Origin of the sequence: Microbacterium barkeri (assembly GCF_027921765.1) — a bacterium.
In the GTDB taxonomy this organism is placed as follows: domain Bacteria; phylum Actinomycetota; class Actinomycetes; order Actinomycetales; family Microbacteriaceae; genus Microbacterium; species Microbacterium barkeri.
Window position 1 is genome coordinate 118,367 of sequence record NZ_BSEJ01000011.1, and the last position, 16,863, is coordinate 135,229.

Annotated in this window: 15 protein-coding genes; 4 read left to right on the plus strand and 11 right to left on the minus strand. The window is 70.6% G+C overall.

Going from position 1 to position 16,863, the window contains the following annotated elements; translation table 11 throughout:
• Entirely contained in the window at nt 1-1,425 is a 1,425-nt protein-coding gene (locus PKE79_RS12065; protein WP_271173940.1) for an NAD-dependent malic enzyme, read from the minus strand.
• Nucleotides 1,426-1,571: 146 nt separating this feature from the next.
• On the opposite strand from PKE79_RS12065, the gene PKE79_RS12070 reads away from it, so the two are divergent.
• Nucleotides 1,572-2,330 carry an IclR family transcriptional regulator gene (locus tag PKE79_RS12070; RefSeq protein WP_271173941.1) on the plus strand — a complete coding sequence of 253 codons (759 nt, stop codon included), beginning with the start codon at nt 1,572-1,574 and terminating at the stop codon, nt 2,328-2,330.
• Nucleotides 2,331-2,395: 65 nt separating this feature from the next.
• Here PKE79_RS12070 and aceE read toward each other — a convergent pair whose 3' ends face one another.
• The 5 genes from aceE to uraD all read right to left on the minus strand — a co-directional run bounded on the left by aceE (nt 2,396) and on the right by uraD (nt 8,634).
• Nucleotides 2,396-5,119 (minus strand): pyruvate dehydrogenase (acetyl-transferring), homodimeric type, encoded by a 2,724-nt coding sequence (gene aceE, locus PKE79_RS12075; protein ID WP_271173942.1) that lies wholly within the window; start codon nt 5,117-5,119, stop codon nt 2,396-2,398.
• On the minus strand, nt 5,116-6,708 hold the full coding sequence (locus PKE79_RS12080) for a nucleobase:cation symporter-2 family protein (protein ID WP_271173943.1): 1,593 nt from the start codon (nt 6,706-6,708) through the stop codon (nt 5,116-5,118). Before PKE79_RS12080 ends, aceE begins: the two co-directional genes overlap by 4 nt.
• Nucleotides 6,709-6,875: 167 nt before the next feature.
• Nucleotides 6,876-7,811 (minus strand): factor-independent urate hydroxylase, encoded by a 936-nt coding sequence (gene pucL / locus PKE79_RS12085; protein WP_271173944.1) that lies wholly within the window; start codon nt 7,809-7,811, stop codon nt 6,876-6,878.
• A 2-nt stretch (nt 7,812-7,813) separates the two neighbouring features.
• Nucleotides 7,814-8,140, minus strand: coding sequence for a hydroxyisourate hydrolase (gene uraH / locus PKE79_RS12090; protein ID WP_271173945.1), 327 nt, complete (start codon nt 8,138-8,140; stop codon nt 7,814-7,816).
• Entirely contained in the window at nt 8,137-8,634 is a 498-nt protein-coding gene (gene uraD / locus PKE79_RS12095; protein ID WP_271173946.1) for a 2-oxo-4-hydroxy-4-carboxy-5-ureidoimidazoline decarboxylase, read from the minus strand. The genes uraH and uraD overlap by 4 nt, the downstream gene beginning before the upstream one ends.
• 138 nt (nt 8,635-8,772) lie before the next feature.
• On the opposite strand from uraD, the gene PKE79_RS12100 reads away from it, so the two are divergent.
• Together PKE79_RS12100 and bcp are read left to right on the plus strand one after the other, a co-directional pair.
• Nucleotides 8,773-9,549 carry an SDR family oxidoreductase gene (locus PKE79_RS12100; protein WP_271173947.1) on the plus strand — a complete coding sequence of 259 codons (777 nt, stop codon included), beginning with the start codon at nt 8,773-8,775 and terminating at the stop codon, nt 9,547-9,549.
• 89 nt (nt 9,550-9,638) lie between these two features.
• Entirely contained in the window at nt 9,639-10,118 is a 480-nt protein-coding gene (gene bcp, locus PKE79_RS12105; RefSeq protein WP_271173948.1) for a thioredoxin-dependent thiol peroxidase, read from the plus strand.
• A 13-nt stretch (nt 10,119-10,131) separates the two neighbouring features.
• Here the strand turns inward: bcp and mqo are convergent, their stop codons facing one another.
• From mqo to PKE79_RS12130, 5 genes are all read right to left on the minus strand, one after another.
• Entirely contained in the window at nt 10,132-11,598 is a 1,467-nt protein-coding gene (gene mqo, locus PKE79_RS12110; protein WP_271173949.1) for a malate dehydrogenase (quinone), read from the minus strand.
• A 162-nt stretch (nt 11,599-11,760) separates the two neighbouring features.
• A complete protein-coding gene (locus PKE79_RS12115; RefSeq protein ID WP_271173950.1) occupies nt 11,761-12,837 on the minus strand; it encodes an aspartate-semialdehyde dehydrogenase in 1,077 nt (358 codons plus the stop codon).
• 284 nt (nt 12,838-13,121) lie between these two features.
• Nucleotides 13,122-14,429 (minus strand): aspartate kinase, encoded by a 1,308-nt coding sequence (locus tag PKE79_RS12120; RefSeq protein ID WP_271173951.1) that lies wholly within the window; start codon nt 14,427-14,429, stop codon nt 13,122-13,124.
• 305 nt (nt 14,430-14,734) lie between these two features.
• Entirely contained in the window at nt 14,735-15,328 is a 594-nt protein-coding gene (recR, locus tag PKE79_RS12125; RefSeq protein ID WP_271173952.1) for a recombination mediator RecR, read from the minus strand.
• Nucleotides 15,329-15,357: 29 nt separating this feature from the next.
• On the minus strand, nt 15,358-16,335 hold the full coding sequence (locus PKE79_RS12130) for a hypothetical protein (protein WP_271173953.1): 978 nt from the start codon (nt 16,333-16,335) through the stop codon (nt 15,358-15,360).
• 188 nt (nt 16,336-16,523) lie between these two features.
• Here PKE79_RS12130 and PKE79_RS12135 point away from each other — a divergent pair.
• Nucleotides 16,524-16,863: hypothetical protein (locus PKE79_RS12135; protein ID WP_271173954.1), on the plus strand; the 340-nt coding region annotated here is incomplete at its 3' end.

Sequence of the window (16,863 nt, forward strand, 5' to 3'; positions counted from 1 at the left end):
CTAGTGCGCCGCGGCGGCGACGGCCTCGTGTGCGCGCTCGCGGTCGCGCTCGGCGACGGCGACGATGGCGTCGGCCACGTCGCGCGCGACGTCGCGGTCGAACACGCTGGGGATGATGTAGCTCTCGTTGAGCTCCTCGTCGGTGACGTTGCGGCTGATGGCCTCCGCCGCCGCGACGAGCATCTCGGTCGTCACGTCGTTGACGCCCGCGTCGAGCAGCCCGCGGAACACGCCGGGGAACGCGAGCACGTTGTTGATCTGGTTCGGGTAGTCGCTGCGGCCCGTGGCGACCACGGCCGCGTGCCGTCCGGCGATGACCGGATCGATCTCCGGGTCCGGGTTGGCGAGGGCGAAGACGATCGAGCGCGGCGCCATCGTCGCGACGGCCTCCTCGGTGAGCACATCCGGCGCGCTGACGCCGATGAAGACGTCGGCGCCGGCGACCGCCTCGGTGAGCGAGCCGGTGAGACCCTGCTGGTTCGTGTTCTCGGCGATCCACCGGCGGTGCTCGTCGGCGTACTCCTCGCCGCGCGAGATGACGCCCGAGCGGCCGGCCGCCACGATGCGGCGCACGCCGGCGGCGAGGAGGAGCTGGATGATCGCGTGGCCGGCGGCGCCGACACCGGAGACGACGACCTCGATGTCCTCGATGCGCTTGTCGACGACGCGGAGCGCATTGTTGAGCGCGGCGAGCACGACGATCGCCGTGCCGTGCTGGTCGTCGTGGAAGACGGGGATGTCGAGCTCCTCGCGCAGGCGGGCCTCGATCTCGAAGCACCGGGGAGCGGCGATGTCCTCGAGGTTCACGCCGCCGTAGACGGGGGCGATCGCCTTGACGATCTTGACGATCTCGTCGGTGTCCTGCGTGTCGATGCACACGGGCCAGGCGTCGACGTCGGCGAACTGCTTGAACAGGGCCGCCTTGCCCTCCATGACCGGCAGCGCCGCCGAGGGGCCGATGTTGCCCAGGCCGAGCACCGCCGATCCGTCGGTGACGACCGCGATCGTGTTGCGCTTGACCGTGAGGTTGCGGGCGAGCTTCTCGTCATCGGCGATGGCGAGGCAGACGCGCGCGACACCCGGCGTGTAGGCGCGGGACAGGTCGTCGCGGTTGCGCAGCTCGACCTTGGGCACGACCTCGAGCTTGCCGCCCAGGTGGATGAGGAACGTGCGGTCGCTCACGTGCTCGACCGCGACGCCCTCGATCGCGCGGATCGCGTCGGCGACCTGGTCGGCGTGATCGGGCGACGAGGTGTTGGCGGTCACGTCGACGACCATGCGGTCGGCGTGCGACTCGACGACATCGAGCGCGGTCACCTGAGCTCCCGCGGCGCCGACCGCGGCGGCGAGCTCGCTCGTGACCTGGTAGCTCGAGGGCGCCTGGACGCGGACGGTGATCGAATACCCGGGGCTCGGGTTGGCCATAGGATCCTCCTTGATCGGCGGGGCCCGCACGTCGATTGTGCGGACTCGGAGACGAGAGCCGTTTTTCCACGAAGTGGAGTTTTGCTTCTGCCTTGTGGAATGATTGTAGAACGAAGTGCGGACCGGCCGCAACTGGAGGAGATCCCATGACCGAACGCACCACAGGCGGCGTGCAGTCCGTCGAGCGCGCCTTCGAGCTGCTCGACCTCATGGCGGACGCGGGCGGCACGCAGACGCTGTCGGAGCTCGCGAACCGCACGGAGCTGCCGCCGCCGACCATCCACCGCCTCCTGCGCACGCTCGTGGGGCGCGGGTACGTCCGCCAGCTGCCCAACCGTCGCTACGCGCTCGGGCCCCGCCTCATCCGCCTCGGCGACGGCGCCAACCGCCAGCTCGGGCAGATCGCGGAGCCGTACCTCGCCGACCTCGTCGGCCGGCTGCAGGAGACCGCCAACCTCGCGGTGCTCGACGGCGACATGGTCCTGTACGTCGCGCAGGTGCCGTCGCCGCACTCGGTTCGGATGTTCACCGAGATCGGGCGACGCGCCCACACGCACGACACGGGCGTCGGCAAGGCGATCCTGTCGCAGCTCGACGAGCCGACCGTGCGGTCGATCGTGTCGCGGGTCGGGATGCCCCGCGCGACCGAGCACAGCATCGGCGACCCCGAGGAGCTCGTCTCGCACCTGTCGCTCATCCGCGAGCGCGGCTACTCGATCGACGACAACGAGCAGGAGATCGGCGTGCGCTGCTACGCCGTGCCGATCCCGGACGCCCCCACGCCGACGGCCGTCTCGGTCTCCGGCCCGCAGACCCGGGTCGACGAGGCGTTCGGCGAGCGCGCCGTGCCGCTCCTCCTCGAGGCCGCGGAGGCCATCAGCCGGGAGATGAACCGCACGGTCTGACGCCGCGCACACGGAAGCGGGGTCGGGCGTCCTGGACGCCCGACCCCGCTTCCGTGTGCCGACGGCTACGCGTCGCCGCCGGCCGTTCCGGTGTGGCCGGCGCGCACGTCCTGCAGACGGTAGCGCTCGGCGGCCTGACGCGGAGCCGCGGGGTCGACCGCACCGTCGAGTGCGAGCGCCTCGAGCGTGCGGACGACGATCGACTCGACGTCGACCCGGAAGAACCGCCGCGCCGCGGCCCGGGTGTCCGAGAACCCGAAGCCGTCGGTCCCGAGCGAGAGCCAGCGCCCGGGCACGTAGGGCGCGATCTGGTCCTGCACCTGCCGCATGTAGTCGCTGACGGCGACGACCGGACCGCCGGACCCCTCGCGGAGGCGCCGGGTCACGTAGGGCTCGCGCGGCTCGCCCGCGTGCAGGATGGCGCTGTCGGCGTCGATCGCGTCGCGGCGCAGCTCGTTCCAGCTCGTGACCGACCACACGTCGGCCGCGACTCCCCACTCCTCCGCGAGCACCCGCTGAGCCTCGATCGCCCACGGCACCGCGACGCCCGACGCGAGGATCTGCGCGGGGACGCCCTGGCCATCCGCCTGCGACACGCGGTGCATGCCGCGGAGGATGCCGTCGACGTCCACGCCCTCCGGCTCGGCCGGCTGCGAGATCGGCTCGTTGTAGACCGTGAGGTAGTACATGACGTTCGGGTCGGGATGAACCCCTCCGTACATGCGCTCGAACCCCGCGCGCACGATGTGCGCGAGCTCGTACCCGTAGGCCGGGTCGTACGAGACGACCGCCGGGTTCGTCGATGCCAGGAGCGGCGAGTGGCCGTCGCCGTGCTGCAGCCCCTCGCCCGTGAGGGTCGTGCGCCCCGCGGTCGCGCCGATCACGAAGCCGCGCGCCATCTGGTCGGCCGCGGCCCAGAACGAGTCGCCCGTGCGCTGGAACCCGAACATCGAGTAGAAGACGTAGACGGGGATGAGCGGCTCGCCGTGCGTCGCGTACGACGTGCCCGCCGCCGTGAAGGCCGCGACGGCACCGGCCTCGTTGATGCCGACGTGGAGGATCTGACCGGCCTCGGACTCCTTGTAGGCGAGGAGCAGCTCGCGGTCGACCGACATGTAGTTCTGCCCGCGCGGGTTGTAGATCTTCGAGGTCGGGAAGTACGCGTCCATGCCGAACGTGCGCGCCTCATCCGGGATGATCGGCACGATCCGGTGCCCGACCTTCTTTTCGCGCAGGATGTCGCGGAGGATGCGCGCGAACGCCATCGTCGTCGCCGCCTGCTGGGCTCCCGACCCCTTCTTCGCCGAGGCGTACACCGCGTCGGCCGGGAGCTCGATCGCGGTGTGCGTCGCACGGCGCTCGGGCACCGGGCCGCCCAGCGCGCGACGGCGCTCGAGCATGTACTCGAGCTCGGGCGCGCCCGGCTCAGGGCGGAAGTACGGCGGCCGGTACGGGTCCTCCTCGAGCTGCGCGTCGGGGATCGGGATCCGGAGCAGGTCGCGGAAGTCCTTGAGATCCTGGAGGGCGAGCTTCTTCATCTGGTGCGAGGCCATCCGGCCCTCGAAGCTCGGGCCGAGCGTGTATCCCTTGACCGTCTTCACGAGCACGACCGTGGGCTGACCGCGGTGCTCCATCGCGGCCTTGTAGGCCGAGTGCACCTTGACGTAGTCGTGCCCGCCGCGCCGGAGGTTCCAGATGTCCTCGTCGGAGTAGTCCGACACGAGCGCGAGCGTGCGCGGGTCGCGCCCGAAGAAGTGCTCGCGGACGAACGCGCCCGACTCCGCCTTGAAGGTCTGGAAGTCGCCATCCGGTGTGCGGTTCATGAGGTCGACGAGCGCGCCGTCGACGTCGCGCTCGAACAGCGCATCCCACTCGCGGCCCCAGACGACCTTGATGACGTTCCACCCCGCGCCGCGGAAGAACGCCTCGAGCTCCTGCATGACCTTCGTGTTGCCGCGGACGGGTCCGTCCAGACGCTGCAGGTTGCAGTTGATCACGAACGTGAGGTTGTCGAGCCCGTCGTTCGCCGCGACCTGCAGCAGCCCGCGCGACTCCGGCTCATCCATCTCGCCGTCGCCGAGGAACGCCCACACGTGCTGGTCGGATGTGTCCTTGATGCCGCGCGCGTGCAGGTATCGGTTCGCCTGCGCCTGGTAGATGGCGTTCATCGGCCCGATGCCCATCGAGACCGTCGGGAACTCCCAGTAGGCCGGCTTGAGCCGCGGGTGCGGGTACGACGGCAGACCGTGCCCCTCGCGCGAGCGCTCCTGGCGGAAGCCGTCGAGGTCGGCCTCGTCGAGGCGCCCCTCCACGAACGACCGCGCGTACATGCCGGGAGACGCGTGCCCCTGGAAGTACACCTGGTCGCCGCCGCCCGGATGGTCCTTGCCGCGGAAGAAGTGGTTGGAGCCGACCTCATAGAGCGTGGCGGCGCCCGCGTAGGTCGCGATGTGGCCGCCCACGCCCCCGGTCGACGGGTGCTGCGCACGATGCACCATGACCGCCGCGTTCCAGCGGATCCATGCGCGGTAGCGGCGCTCGGCCTGCTCGTCGCCGGGGTACGGCGCATCCTGCGAGGCCGGGATCGTGTTGACGTAGTCGGTCGTCAGCTCGGCCCGCGCGCGGTCCGCGCCGACGCGGGCGGCGAGCGCCTCGATCATGCGGTGCGCGCGCTCGCGGCCGCCCGCGGCCACGAGGCCGTCGATCGATTCGAGCCACTCCGCGGTCTCGGCGGGATCGACGTCGTCGACCCTCCGGTCGAGGAGCGCGGGTTCGAGGGGTGCTGTCATCGGCGGAAGCCCTTCCGGATGGTGCGCGAGCCCTGAGCAGGGGTGTCGGGCGCGACGCGGTCGACGGAGCTGATGTGGATGGAGGTGGTCTGGTTGCCGGCCGCGTTCACCCGAACGATCGGGACCTCGTTGCCGTCCGCGGCGATGAGCTTGCCGCCGACGAACGTGTCGCCGTCCTCGAGCGCCTCGAGCTCGTCCTCGCGGACCATGCGCGGAGGCGACGCGACGAAGACCGAGGCGTTCTTGCGCACGTTGCCGAGGGTGAGCTCGTTGAAGATGAGGTTGAGCAGGACGGCCATGATCGCGGCGGACGAGATGCCCGAGTGGAAGATGACCTCGAACCAGTCGGGGAACTGGTGGTAGATGTCGGTCTTGACGACCGGCAGCATCCCGAAGGCGAGCGACGCCGCGACGATGATGAGGTTCATGTTGTTGCGGTAGTCGACCTTCGACAGCGTGCGGATGCCCGAGGCCGCGACCGTGCCGAACAGGACGATGCCCGCGCCGCCGAGGACCGGCATCGGGATGGCCGCGGCGACGCGCCCGAGGATCGGCAGGACGCCGAGGATGACGAGGATGACGCCGCCCGCGGTGACGACGAAGCGGCTCTTCACGCCCGTGATGGCGACGAGGCCCACGTTCTGCGCGAACGCGCTCTGCGTGAACGAGTTGAGCAGCGGCGACACGGCGCTGGCCGCCATGTCGGCGCGCAGGCCGTTGGCGATGCGGCGCGAGTCGACGCGCGCCCCCGTGATCTCGCCGACCGCGAGGATGTCGGCGGTCGTCTCGGTGAGGATCACGAGCACGACGACGAGCATCGACACGATCGCCGCGGGGTCGAAGACCGGTGCGCCGAAGGCGAGCGGGGTGGGGATGGCGAAGACCGGGCCGTCGAGGACCGACGAGAAGTCGGCCATCCCGAGCGGGATCGCGATGACCGTGCCGATGATGAGCGCGAGCAGGATCGACAGACGCGAGATCGTGGCGCTGCCGAGCTTGGAGAGCACGACGATGATGAGGAGCGTGAGCCCGGCGAGCCCGACGTTGGCCATCGAGCCGTAGTCGTCGGCGGCCGCGTTGCCGCCCATGATCCAGTTGCCGGCGACCGGGATGAGCGAGAGGCCGATCGCGGTGATGACGACGCCCGTGACGACGGGCGGGAAGAAGCGGAGGATCATCGCGAAGAACGGCGTGATGACGAAGCCGATCAGCGATGCGGCGAGCACGGCGCCGAAGACCGCGGGCAGCCCTCCTCCCCCGTTCACGATCGCGAGCATCGTCGCGACGGCCGCGAACGACGTGCCCTGCACGAGCGGGAGCTTCGATCCGAAGAACGGGATCCCCACACTCTGCAGGATGGTCGCGAGGCCTCCGATGAAGAGGCACGACGCGATGAGGAGGCCCTTCTCCGCGTCGGTGACGCCGGCCGCACCGCCGAGGATGATCGGCGGGGCGATGATCCCGCCGTACATCGTCAGGACATGCTGCAGTCCGTACATGAACGACCTGCCGACGGGCAGGCGCTCGTCCTCGGGCGATCCGGCGACATCCAGTGATCCGGGCAGCGCCCGGCGGTTCTTCTTGCTCATTGCTGACCTCCTTGTCGGCACGGCGGCGCTCGGCGCCGCCCAGGTTCGCGCGTGATCGCGCAGTGCCCGCGCGAGCGTGCGCGGGCACGCCCGTCCGCGGTCGGGTCGTCGAGAGCGACGACCCGACCGCGACGGGCTGTCGAGACGGCGCAGGGGCCGTCACGGCATCAGACGTAGGCGGGGATGCCCTGCCAGATGGCCGCGGTGTCGCCGAGACCCTCGCGCCGCAGCGTGCCCTCGATGAGGCCGTACGGGCTGTGGGCGGCGTAGAACACCTCGTTGGGGTTGTCCTGGCCGAACGGCTCGAGGTCCACGACGAAGTGGTGGAGGTTCGGCATGGAGAACTTGATCTCGTCGATCTCGGGGTGCGCCTCGAGCACGGCGCGGCCCATGATGTACTGCGTCTCCTGGAGCGCACGCGAGTAGTGGTTCGTGAACGCCTCGAGCATGATCGTCCGGACCGACGCGAAGACCTCGTTGAAGTCGATGTCGGTGCGGTTGTACAGCCAGCGCGCGGTGACGTTGGTCGCGAGGATGCGGTCGGTCGTCTCGGGGAGCGTCGTGTAGCGGTCGACCGGGTAGCCGACGAATCCCGACTGCGTCGTCTTGAGCACGGCGAGGTCCTCGAGACCGGCGACCACGTGCGTCTTGTCGCCGACGATCTTCACGACCGCGGTGCGGGTCTCGGCGCCTGTGCCTCCGCGGAAGAACGAGTGGTCGTGGCCCTCGCCCGCGACCGGGATGCGCGACCACGTCGCCTGACGCGCGCCCCAACGGCCGCCCGTGACCCACTCGAACTCGCTCGTGAAGTGGCGGCCGAGGCGGATGAGGAAGTCCTCGGGCGACCCGATGCCCTCCCGGGCGAAGCCGAACACCGTGTTCTTCTGCGTGTCCGTCGGCACGACGTGCGAGTTGTCGCCCTCGTAGTAGCACGAGTCGAAGTCGCCGTGGAGCTGCGAGACGACCGTGAGGTCCTCGATCTCGTGGCGGTCGGTGTCGCGCGTGACGCGGACGACGTGGACCTCTGCCTTGCCGTACTGGCTGTCGCCCAGCACGACCTTGGTCTGGGACGAGGTCTCGACGGTGGTGTCAGCGATGGTCATGATCAGCTACCCCTGTAGGTTGAATATGCGAACGGGCTGATGAGTAGCGGTACGTGATAGTGCTGCTCGGCGTCGCCGACCGTGAAGTCGATCGTGACGACGGGGTAGAAGGAATCCGTGCCGGTGCGCGCGAAGTACGCGGCGACCTCGAAGCGGAGCCGGTAGTGACCCGGTTCGAGCGCCTCGGAACCGAGGTCCTTCACACGGCCGTCCGCGTCGGTGCGAGCGGATGCGACGACCGCGCCGTCCGCGTCCTCCAGTGCCACCGCGACGTCGGCGGCCGGACGGCCGATCGACGCGTCGAGGATGTGCGTGGTGACGTGGCTCATGCGCGGAGGATCCCTTCCAGTCGGAGGAGTGCGATCTCGCGAAGCTGTTCGGCGACTTCCCGGATCTCGTCCTCGTCGGTGTTGTCGAGACGGCGGTTCAGCTCGTCGAGGATCTCTCGACCGCCGCGCCCCGCCGCCCGGATGAGGAAGACTCGCCCGAATCGCTCCTCGTAGGCGCGGTTGCCCGCGTGGAGCTCTGCGGCCAGTGCCGCATCGCCCGCATCGACGCCGGCCTGCTCTCCTCGCGACATGCCGGCTTCCGTCGAACTTCCGCTCGGACGGTCCCCGATGCGCGGGTGATGCGCCAGCGCCGCGTCGATGTCCTCGTCCGTCCAGTCGAGCGCCCGCTCGCGGGCGGCCGACAGCACCTCCTCCACGTTGGAGTACGGACGAGCAGACACGACGGCCTCCACCCAGCGGTCGATGTCGGCGGCGGGTCGGATGAGCGCATCCGCCTCCGTCGGCGTCAGCTGGTTGAACGCTGCAAGCGTCATTGCTTACCTTCCTTCATTCCACATTCCGGAAATGTTCTTCCGTTGTGTGTAATTAGTGAAGCACCCCGCTTCGGGAGAGTCAAGCCGACCTCCGTGAGAAGCTACCGTGCGCACCGTCGTGCAGAAGAAGGAGACACCATGTCGACGCAGACCCGCGCCATTCGCAGCGCGCTCATCACCGGAGCCGGGACGGGCATCGGGCGGGCGACCGCCCTCGAGCTCGCGCGCCGCGGCTGGTCGCTCACCCTCATCGGGCAAACGCGCGAGACGCTCGAGCGGACGGCCGCCGAGATCGCAGAGGTGGGCGGACCGGCCGCCGCGTGCGCCCCCGCCGACGTGACGCGACCGGATGACGTCGTCCGCGCGTTCGATGCCGCGCAGGAGCATGCCGGTCGCGTCGACCTGCTCTTCAACAACGCGGGCGCATTCGGACCCCAGGCGCGGATCGACGAGCTCTCGGACGACGACTGGCAGCAGGTGCTCGACGTCAACGTCACGGGCGCGGTGCTCTGCGCACGCGAGGCCTTCCGCCGCATGCGCGCGCAGACCCCACAGGGCGGCCGAATCATCAACAACGGCTCGGTGTCGGCCCACCGTCCGCGCCCGCGATCGGCCGCCTACACGATCACGAAGCACGCGGTGACGGGGGTCACGCGCTCGGTCGCGCTCGACGGGCGCTCCTACGGCATCACCGCGACCCAGATCGACATCGGCAATGCCGCCACCGAGCTCCTGCACGGCATCGACGCGGGCGACGGCGCGCTGCAGCCCGATGGCACGCGCCGCGTCGAGCCGACGTTCGACGTCGCGCACGCCGCGCGCCTCATCGCAGACGTCGCCGACCTGCCGCACGAGGTCGCGGTCCACGAGCTCGTGGTGACGGCCACAGGCATGCCGTTCGATGGGCGCGGCTGATCGACCATTGCGCCGCCGCGTCGGGCTGGACTATAATGAATTCCGAGCTACAGAAGCTTTATTCCATATCGTGAAACTACGGAGGCATCGTGGCCGAAGAGACCGTCGCACAGCTCGCTCCCGGCGCCGACGCGCCCGACTTCGCCCTGAGCGACGCGAAGGGCGAGACGGTGCGCCTGTCCGACTTCGCGGGCGGACGCACCATCCTCTACTTCTACCCCGCGGCCTTCACTCCCGGCTGCACGACCGAGGCGTGCGACTTCCGCGACAACCTCGCGTCGCTCAGCGGCGCCGGCTACCAGGTCGTCGGCATCTCGAAGGACGACGTCGAGACGCTCGCCCGCTTCGCCGAGGAGGACCGCCTGGACTTCCCGCTCCTCTCCGACCCGGATCACGCCGTCGCGAAGAGCTACGGCGCGTGGGGCGAGAAGCAGATCGACGGCCGCACCCTCACGGGCGTGCTGCGCTCGACGTTCGTGCTCGATGAGGAGAACCGCATCGAGATCGCCGAGTACCGCGTCGACCCGGATGGGCACGTCGCGGCCCTGCGCGAGAAGCTTGGGGTCTGAGAAGGAGGGCGCGTCACGCGTCGACGCGCTGCTCCTCCGCGATGTGAAGCGCCTCCGCGGTGCGTCGCATCTCGGCGCGCGCCTTCGCGGCGTCCCCGTTCAGCGTCTCTTCGTAGGTGGGGATGAGCTCGCGCAGCGCGGGCTTCCATCCCTCGATCCGATCGGGGAAGCACGACGACAGCACGTCGAGCATGATCGTCGCGCCCGTTGACGCGCCCGGGGATGCTCCGAGAAGACCCGCGATCGAGCCATCCGCCGCCGAGACCACCTCGGTGCCGAACTGGAGCTTGCCGCCCTTCATGACCTGGGCGCGCTGACCGGCCTGGATGAGCTCCCAGTCCGCGCCGTCGGCCGTGGGCACGAAGACGCGCAGAGCGTCGATCTTCTTGGCACGGCTCTTGAGGAGCTCGGTCACGAGGTACTTCACGAGGTCGAGGTTCGTGGCTCCGACCTTGAGCATCGAGCCGATGTTGTGCAGGCGCACCTGCGAGACGATGTCGAGCCACGACCCCTTCTTGAGGAACTTCGGGCTGAACGTCGCGAACGGACCGAACATGAGCGACCCCTCGCCGTCGACGCGGCGGGCGTCGAGGTGCGGGACCGACATGGGCGGGGCGCCCACGGCCGCCTGCGAGTACACCTTCGCGCCGTGCTTCGCGACGAGCTTCGGATCGGTCGTCTTGAGGAACTGGCCGCCGATCGGGAAGACGCCGTAGCCCTTGATCTCGGGGATGCGCGCCTTCTGCAGGAGCTTGATGGCCCATCCGCCCGCGCCGACGAAGACGAAGCGCGCCCGCACCTGGCCGGGCGTCTTGCCCACCCGGTTGCGGTAGCTGACGAGCCAGGTGCCGTCCTTCTGCTTCTTGAGGCCGTTGACCTCGTGGTTCAGCAGCACCTCGGCGTCGTTCGCACGGAGGTGGTCGAAGAGCTGGCGGGTGAGCGCGCCGAAGTCGACGTCGGTGCCGGCCGGCACGCGCGTCGCGGCGAAGGGCTCGTCGGTCTTGCGGCGCTTCTCCATGAGCAGCGGCGCCCAGGAGTGGATGACGCGCGAGTCCTCGGAGTACTCGATGCCCTCGAAGAGCGGCTGGTCCTTGAGCGTCTCGTAGCGCGCGCGGAGGTAGGAGACGTCCTTCTCCCCCGTGACGAACGTCATGTGCGGCGTCGTGCTGATGAACGTCGACGGCGCGTCGAGGATGCCCTTCGCGACGAGGGATGCCCAGAGCTCGCGGCTCTGCTGGAACTGCTCGTTGATGCCGATCGCCTTCGCCGGGTTCGACGGGTCGGGCATGTAGTTGAGCTCGCACAGGGCGGAGTGCCCGGTTCCCGCGTTGTTCCACGCGTTCGAGCTCTCCTGCGCGACCTCCCCGTCGCGCTCGAAGGCGACGATCTTCCAGTCGGGCTGCAGTTCCTTGAGGAGCGTGCCGAGTGTGGCGGACATGATCCCGCCGCCGATCAGCACGACATCGACGGTTTCACTCACGCGTCAATCCTATTCCCGGCTTTTCGGCGAACCTGACCATCCGCCGTCGAAAGAACATCGGAACTTGCGTTTTCGGCGCCCCGAAGACGGCGGCGTTCTTGCGATCGGGCCGGGATGCAGAACGGGCCGGCCCCGAGGGGCCGGCCCGTTCTGCGGGATGGATCAGCGCGCGACGGCCGAGCCGAGCTTGGCGGCAACGAGCTCCGCGATCTGCACCGCGTTGAGCGCGGCGCCCTTGCGGAGGTTGTCGTTCGAGATGAACAGCACGAGACCGCGCCCCTCGGGAGCCGACTGGTCGGCGCGGATCCGGCCGACGTAGCTGGGGTCGCTTCCCGCCGCCTGCAGCGGAGTCGGGACCTCCTCGAGAGCCACGCCCGGGGCATCCGCGAGGAGCTCGCGCGCGCGCTCGGGCGTGATCTCGCGCGCGAACTCGGCGTGGATGCTCAGCGAGTGGCCCGTGAACACCGGAACGCGCACGCACGTGCCGGCCACGCGCAGGTCGGGGAGCTCGAGGATCTTGCGGCTCTCGTTGCGGAGCTTCTTCTCCTCGTCGGTCTCGTTCAGCCCGTCGTCGACGAGGTTGCCCGCGAGCGGCACGACGTCGAACGCGATGGGCGCGACGTACTTCTCGGGCTTCGGGAAGTCGACCGCCGAGCCGTCGTGCACGAGGCGGAGGGTGTCGCCCTGGGCGAGGACGCCCTCGACCTGACCGAGGAGCTCCTGCGCGCCGGCGAGGCCAGAGCCCGAGACGGCCTGGTAGGTCGAGACGATGAGGCGCTCGAGGCCGGCCTCGGCGGCGAGCGGCTTGAGGACGGGCATGGCCGCCATGGTCGTGCAGTTCGGGTTCGCGATGATGCCCTTGACGGCCTGGTCGATCGCGTGCGGGTTGACCTCGCTCACGACGAGCGGGACCTCGGGGTCCATGCGCCAGGCGCTCGAGTTGTCGATGACGACAGCGCCGGCCGCGGCGAAGCGCGGGGCGTGCTCCTTCGAGGCGGAGCCGCCGGCGGAGAAGAGCGCGATGTCGATGCCCGACAGGTCGTCGGTCGCGATGTCCTCGACGACGACCTCGGTGCCGCCGAAGTCGATCGTTCGGCCGGCCGAGCGCGCCGACGCGAAGAGCCGCAGCTCGCGGATCGGGAAGTCGCGCTCCTGGAGGATCTCGCGCATCACGGTGCCGACCTGGCCGGTGGCGCCGACGACGGCGACGGAGAGTCCTGATTCAGAGATGCGGGTCATGGTGTTCCTCGGGGATGCGAGCGGGGTTGCTCGATTCTACCGGCGCCGCGGAGTGCCCCGTCCCGCCCAGGCGTGTCTCATTTGTCGTGGGTCAGCGACCCGGCATGTCTCACGTGGTGCGGGTCAGCGCCCGGGCATGTCTCACTTGTCGCGGGTCAGCGACCGGGCATGTCTCGCTTGGTGCGGGTATAGCGCCTCGATACCGGCGCCGAGTGAGACATGCGTGATGGGAGTGGACGACGAAGGCCTCCGACCGCGGGGTCGGAGGCCTTCGCAAAGGGATGTCAGCGGCCGGTTCCGGCGTAGACGGTCGCCTCGACCTCGCCGTCGAGCCCGTACGCCGAGTGGACGACGCGGGCGGCCTCGTCGAGCTCGGTGTCGCGGAGGATGACCGAGATGCGGATCTCGCTCGTCGAGATCATCTCGATGTTGATGCCGGCGGAGCTCAGCGCCTCGAAGAGCGTCAGCGAGACGCCCGAGTGCGTGCGCATGCCCGCGCCGACGACCGAGAGCTTGCCGACCTGGTCGTCGTAGACGAGGTTCTCGTACCCGATGTCGTCCTGCGCTGCCGTGAGCGCCTTCGCGACCTCGGCGGCCGACTGCTTCGGCAGCGTGAACGAGATGTCGGTGCGACCAGCCTTCGCCGACTGCACGTTCTGCACGATCATGTCGATGTTGGCGCCCGTCTTCGCGACGAGCGTGAAGATCGCGGCTGCCGAGCCCGGCACATCCGGCACGCCGAGGACCGTGATCTTGGCCTGGCTGCGGTCGATGGCGACTCCGGCGACGACCGGCTCTTCCATTCCGATGGCGTCGTCCGACATGATCTCTCCCTTGGCATTGCGGGGGGCCTTCATCCCCTCGCCCAGAACGTACGTGCCCTCGTTCGACGTGAACGTCGAACGGGCGTGGATGAGCACGCCGTGGCGACGGGCGTACTCGACGGCGCGGATGTAGAGCACCTTGGCACCGTTGGCGGCGAGCTCGAGCATCTCCTCGGCCGTGATGTGGCCGAGCTTGCGGGCGAGGGGCACGACCCGCGGGTCTGCCGTGAAGATGCCGTCGACGTCGCTGTAGATCTCGCACACATCGGCGTCGAGCGCAGCGGCGAGCGCGACGGCGGTCGTGTCGGATCCGCCTCGGCCGAGCGTCGTGATGTCCTTCGTGTCGCGGTTGAAGCCCTGGAAGCCCGCGACGATGACGACAGCCCCGTCGTCGAGAGCCGCACGCAGGCGCACGGGGGTGACGTCGACGATGCGCGCGGCGCCGTGGTCGGCCGTCGTGATCATGCCCGCCTGGCTGCCCGTGAACGAGCGCGCCTCGTATCCCATCGAGTGGATGGCCATGGCCAGGAGCGCCATCGAGATGCGCTCTCCGCTGGAGAGGAGCATGTCCAGCTCGCGCGGCGCGGGCACCGGCGCGACCTGCGACGCGAGGTCGAGCAGCTCGTCGGTGGTGTCTCCCATCGCGCTGACGGCGACGACGACGTCGTGCCCCGCCCGGCGGGTGTCGACGATGCGCTTCGCGACGCGCTTGATGCTCTCGGCGTCGGCGACGGACGAGCCGCCGAACTTCTGGACGATCAACGCCAAGTGAGGCTCCTCACGGTGCGGGCGGGTGAGGGACGCAGGGCGCGCCCAGTCGACAAGTCTAGAGGCTCCGCACCCGCCGCCCCGCGCGCGCCCGCGCCGCCCGGAGGGCCATCCCCCGCCGACCGTGCACGCCGGCGCCGAGAGGGCGGCCGGCGGCGCGCCTCTCGGCGGCGACGCGCTGTCTGGGCGGCGAGGTGCTGTCTCGCCCGCGCGCTCAGGGGCGGCAACGCGCTGTCTCGGCGGCAACGCGCTGTCTCGGCCGCGCGGTGCAGTCTCGCCCGCACGCTCAGAGGCGGCGGCGGCCCTCAGAGGCGGCGGCGGCCCTCGAACGCGCGGCCGAGGGTGACCTCGTCGGCGTACTCGAGGTCTCCGCCGACCGGGAGGCCCGACGCGAGACGCGAGACCGCGATGTCGAGCGTCGTGAGCAGGCGGCTCAGATAGGCCGCGGTCGCCTCGCCCTCGAGGTTCGGGTTCGTCGCGAGGATGACCTCCTGGACGGTCCCGTCGGCGAGGCGCGTCATGAGCTGCTGGATGCGCAGGTCGTCGGGCCCGATGCCGGCGATCGGGCTGATCGCCCCGCCGAGCACGTGATAGCGGCCGCGGAACTCGCGCGTGCGCTCGATCGCGGCGACGTCCTTCGCGTCCTCGACGACGCAGATGAGCGCCGGGTTGCGACGGGGGTCGCGGCAGATGGCGCACGTCTCGCTCTCGGAGACGTTGCCGCAGATCTCGCAGAACCTCACCCGCTCACGCACTTCGCGCAGGAGCTCGGAGAGCCGCGAGACGTCGAAGGACGGGGTCTGCAGGATGTGGAACGCGATGCGCTGGGCCGACTTGGGGCCGATGCCGGGAAGCCGGCCGAGCTCGTCGATCAGCTCCTGGACGATGCCGTCGTACATGGAGGGATGGTGTCCTTACGCAGGGGAGGTCACTGGAAGCGGGTCGCGGGCTCGTACGGCTCCTCGTGGAGGAACGTCGCGCCGAGCACCTGGCGGACCACCGCCTCGCCGTAGCGCTGGATGCCCTCGGGCCCGACGTGGCGCGCCTGCACCCTCGGCACCGGCGCCGGGTTCGGCGCGATCGCCTCCGCCGGCTCCGGCGGGATGTCGCCCGGGTCGGTGTCGTCGTCCTCGTCGAGGACGGGAGCGGCCGGCGCGGGCGCGGCGATCTCGCCATCCGCGACGGGCGGCACAATGCGGGCCGCGGGCGGGATCTCCGCCTCCTCCGGGTCCTCGTCGACCGCGAGCGTGCCGACGGCGCCGCCCGGGATCGGCGCGACGGCCCACTCCGTGACGCTGCGGGACGACAGGGCGACCGCTCCTGCATCGGCCGAGGGCGCCGACGCGCGCTGCGGCGCCGATCGCTCCGGTGCGCGTGCGCCACCGCCCGGGCCGGCGGGAGGCGTCTGACCGCCGCCCGGTCCGCTCGATCCGGGCCCGGCGCCGCCCGGTCCGCTCGATCCGGGCCCGCCGGGGCCCGGCTCGTGACGGGCGAGGTACTTCACGCGGATGCCGAGGACCTCGAGGATGACCCCGCGCAGGTCCTCGCTCACTCCCCCGCCCTGCGGCGTGCGCTGCTTGAAGGTCGCGAGGTCGCGCTGGTTCGTGAACGCCAGCGTGAGCACGTCGCCCTCCGCGGCCACCGGCCGCGCGCTCTGGAGCACGAGCCACGACGCGCGACTCGCGTGCTCCAGCCGGGCGAGGATCCCCGACCACACGGCCTGCACTCCGGCGAGGGTCAGCGGCGCGCCGGCAGGAGCAGGCTCAGGCGCGGGCTCCGGTCGACGCGGCTGCTCGCTGCGAGCGGGCTCGTCGTACGGGTCGTAGGGCGGCTCGTCCTCGGGTGCGGGAAGCGGCCCGTCGTCGGCCGGCGGACGCTCGGCAGACGCCTGCCGTGCGGGAGCCACGGGCCCGTCCGCACCGGGTGGGATGGTCGCCCAGCCGGCGGCGGGGACGGTTCCGTCATCGCGGACGGCCGTCGCGGGACGTACGGGTGCCTCGGGCCCATCGGACCTCACCGAGCTCGGGCCCGCGGCAGCAGGCGCCGCAGCCGCGGGCGCTACGGGCGGTGCCGGAGACGCGGGAGGTGCCGTGGGTGCTGCCGCAGACGGAGCGGCCGCCGCAGGAGCGTCCGAGGAAGTTGCGGGCGCAGCCGCCGGTGCGGCTGCAGGAGGTGCCACCGGCGCAGCGACGGAAGGTGCAGCCGCCGGAGCCGCCGCCGGTGCAGGAGACGCCGCAGCCGCAGCCGCCGGCGCCTCAGGCGCAGCCGCAGCCGCCGGTGCCGCAGGCGCAGCCGCCGCAGGCGCAGCCGCCGGTGCGGCGACAGGAGGTGCCACCGGTGCCGCAGCAGGTGCCGCAGGAGGTGCCACCGGTGCCGCAGCAGGTGCCGCAGGAGGTGCCGCCGCCGGCGCCGCAGCCGCAGTCGGATCGTAGCC

Bases quoted from the DNA above. Each gene is read 5' to 3' on its own strand.
- PKE79_RS12080 (WP_271173943.1), bottom strand. From the start codon at position 6,708: ATGAGCAAGAAGAACCGCCGGGCGCTGCCCGGATCACTGGATGTCGCC.
- uraH (WP_271173945.1), bottom strand. From the start codon at position 8,140: ATGAGCCACGTCACCACGCACATCCTCGACGCGTCGATCGGCCGTCCG.
- PKE79_RS12065 (WP_271173940.1), bottom strand. From the start codon at position 1,425: ATGGCCAACCCGAGCCCCGGGTATTCGATCACCGTCCGCGTCCAGGCG.
- aceE (WP_271173942.1), bottom strand. From the start codon at position 5,119: ATGACAGCACCCCTCGAACCCGCGCTCCTCGACCGGAGGGTCGACGAC.
- PKE79_RS12100 (WP_271173947.1), top strand. From the start codon at position 8,773: ATGTCGACGCAGACCCGCGCCATTCGCAGCGCGCTCATCACCGGAGCC.
- recR (WP_271173952.1), bottom strand. From the start codon at position 15,328: ATGTACGACGGCATCGTCCAGGAGCTGATCGACGAGCTCGGCCGGCTT.
- PKE79_RS12115 (WP_271173950.1), bottom strand. From the start codon at position 12,837: ATGACCCGCATCTCTGAATCAGGACTCTCCGTCGCCGTCGTCGGCGCC.
- pucL (WP_271173944.1), bottom strand. From the start codon at position 7,811: ATGACCATCGCTGACACCACCGTCGAGACCTCGTCCCAGACCAAGGTC.
- uraD (WP_271173946.1), bottom strand. From the start codon at position 8,634: ATGACGCTTGCAGCGTTCAACCAGCTGACGCCGACGGAGGCGGATGCG.
- PKE79_RS12070 (WP_271173941.1), top strand. From the start codon at position 1,572: ATGACCGAACGCACCACAGGCGGCGTGCAGTCCGTCGAGCGCGCCTTC.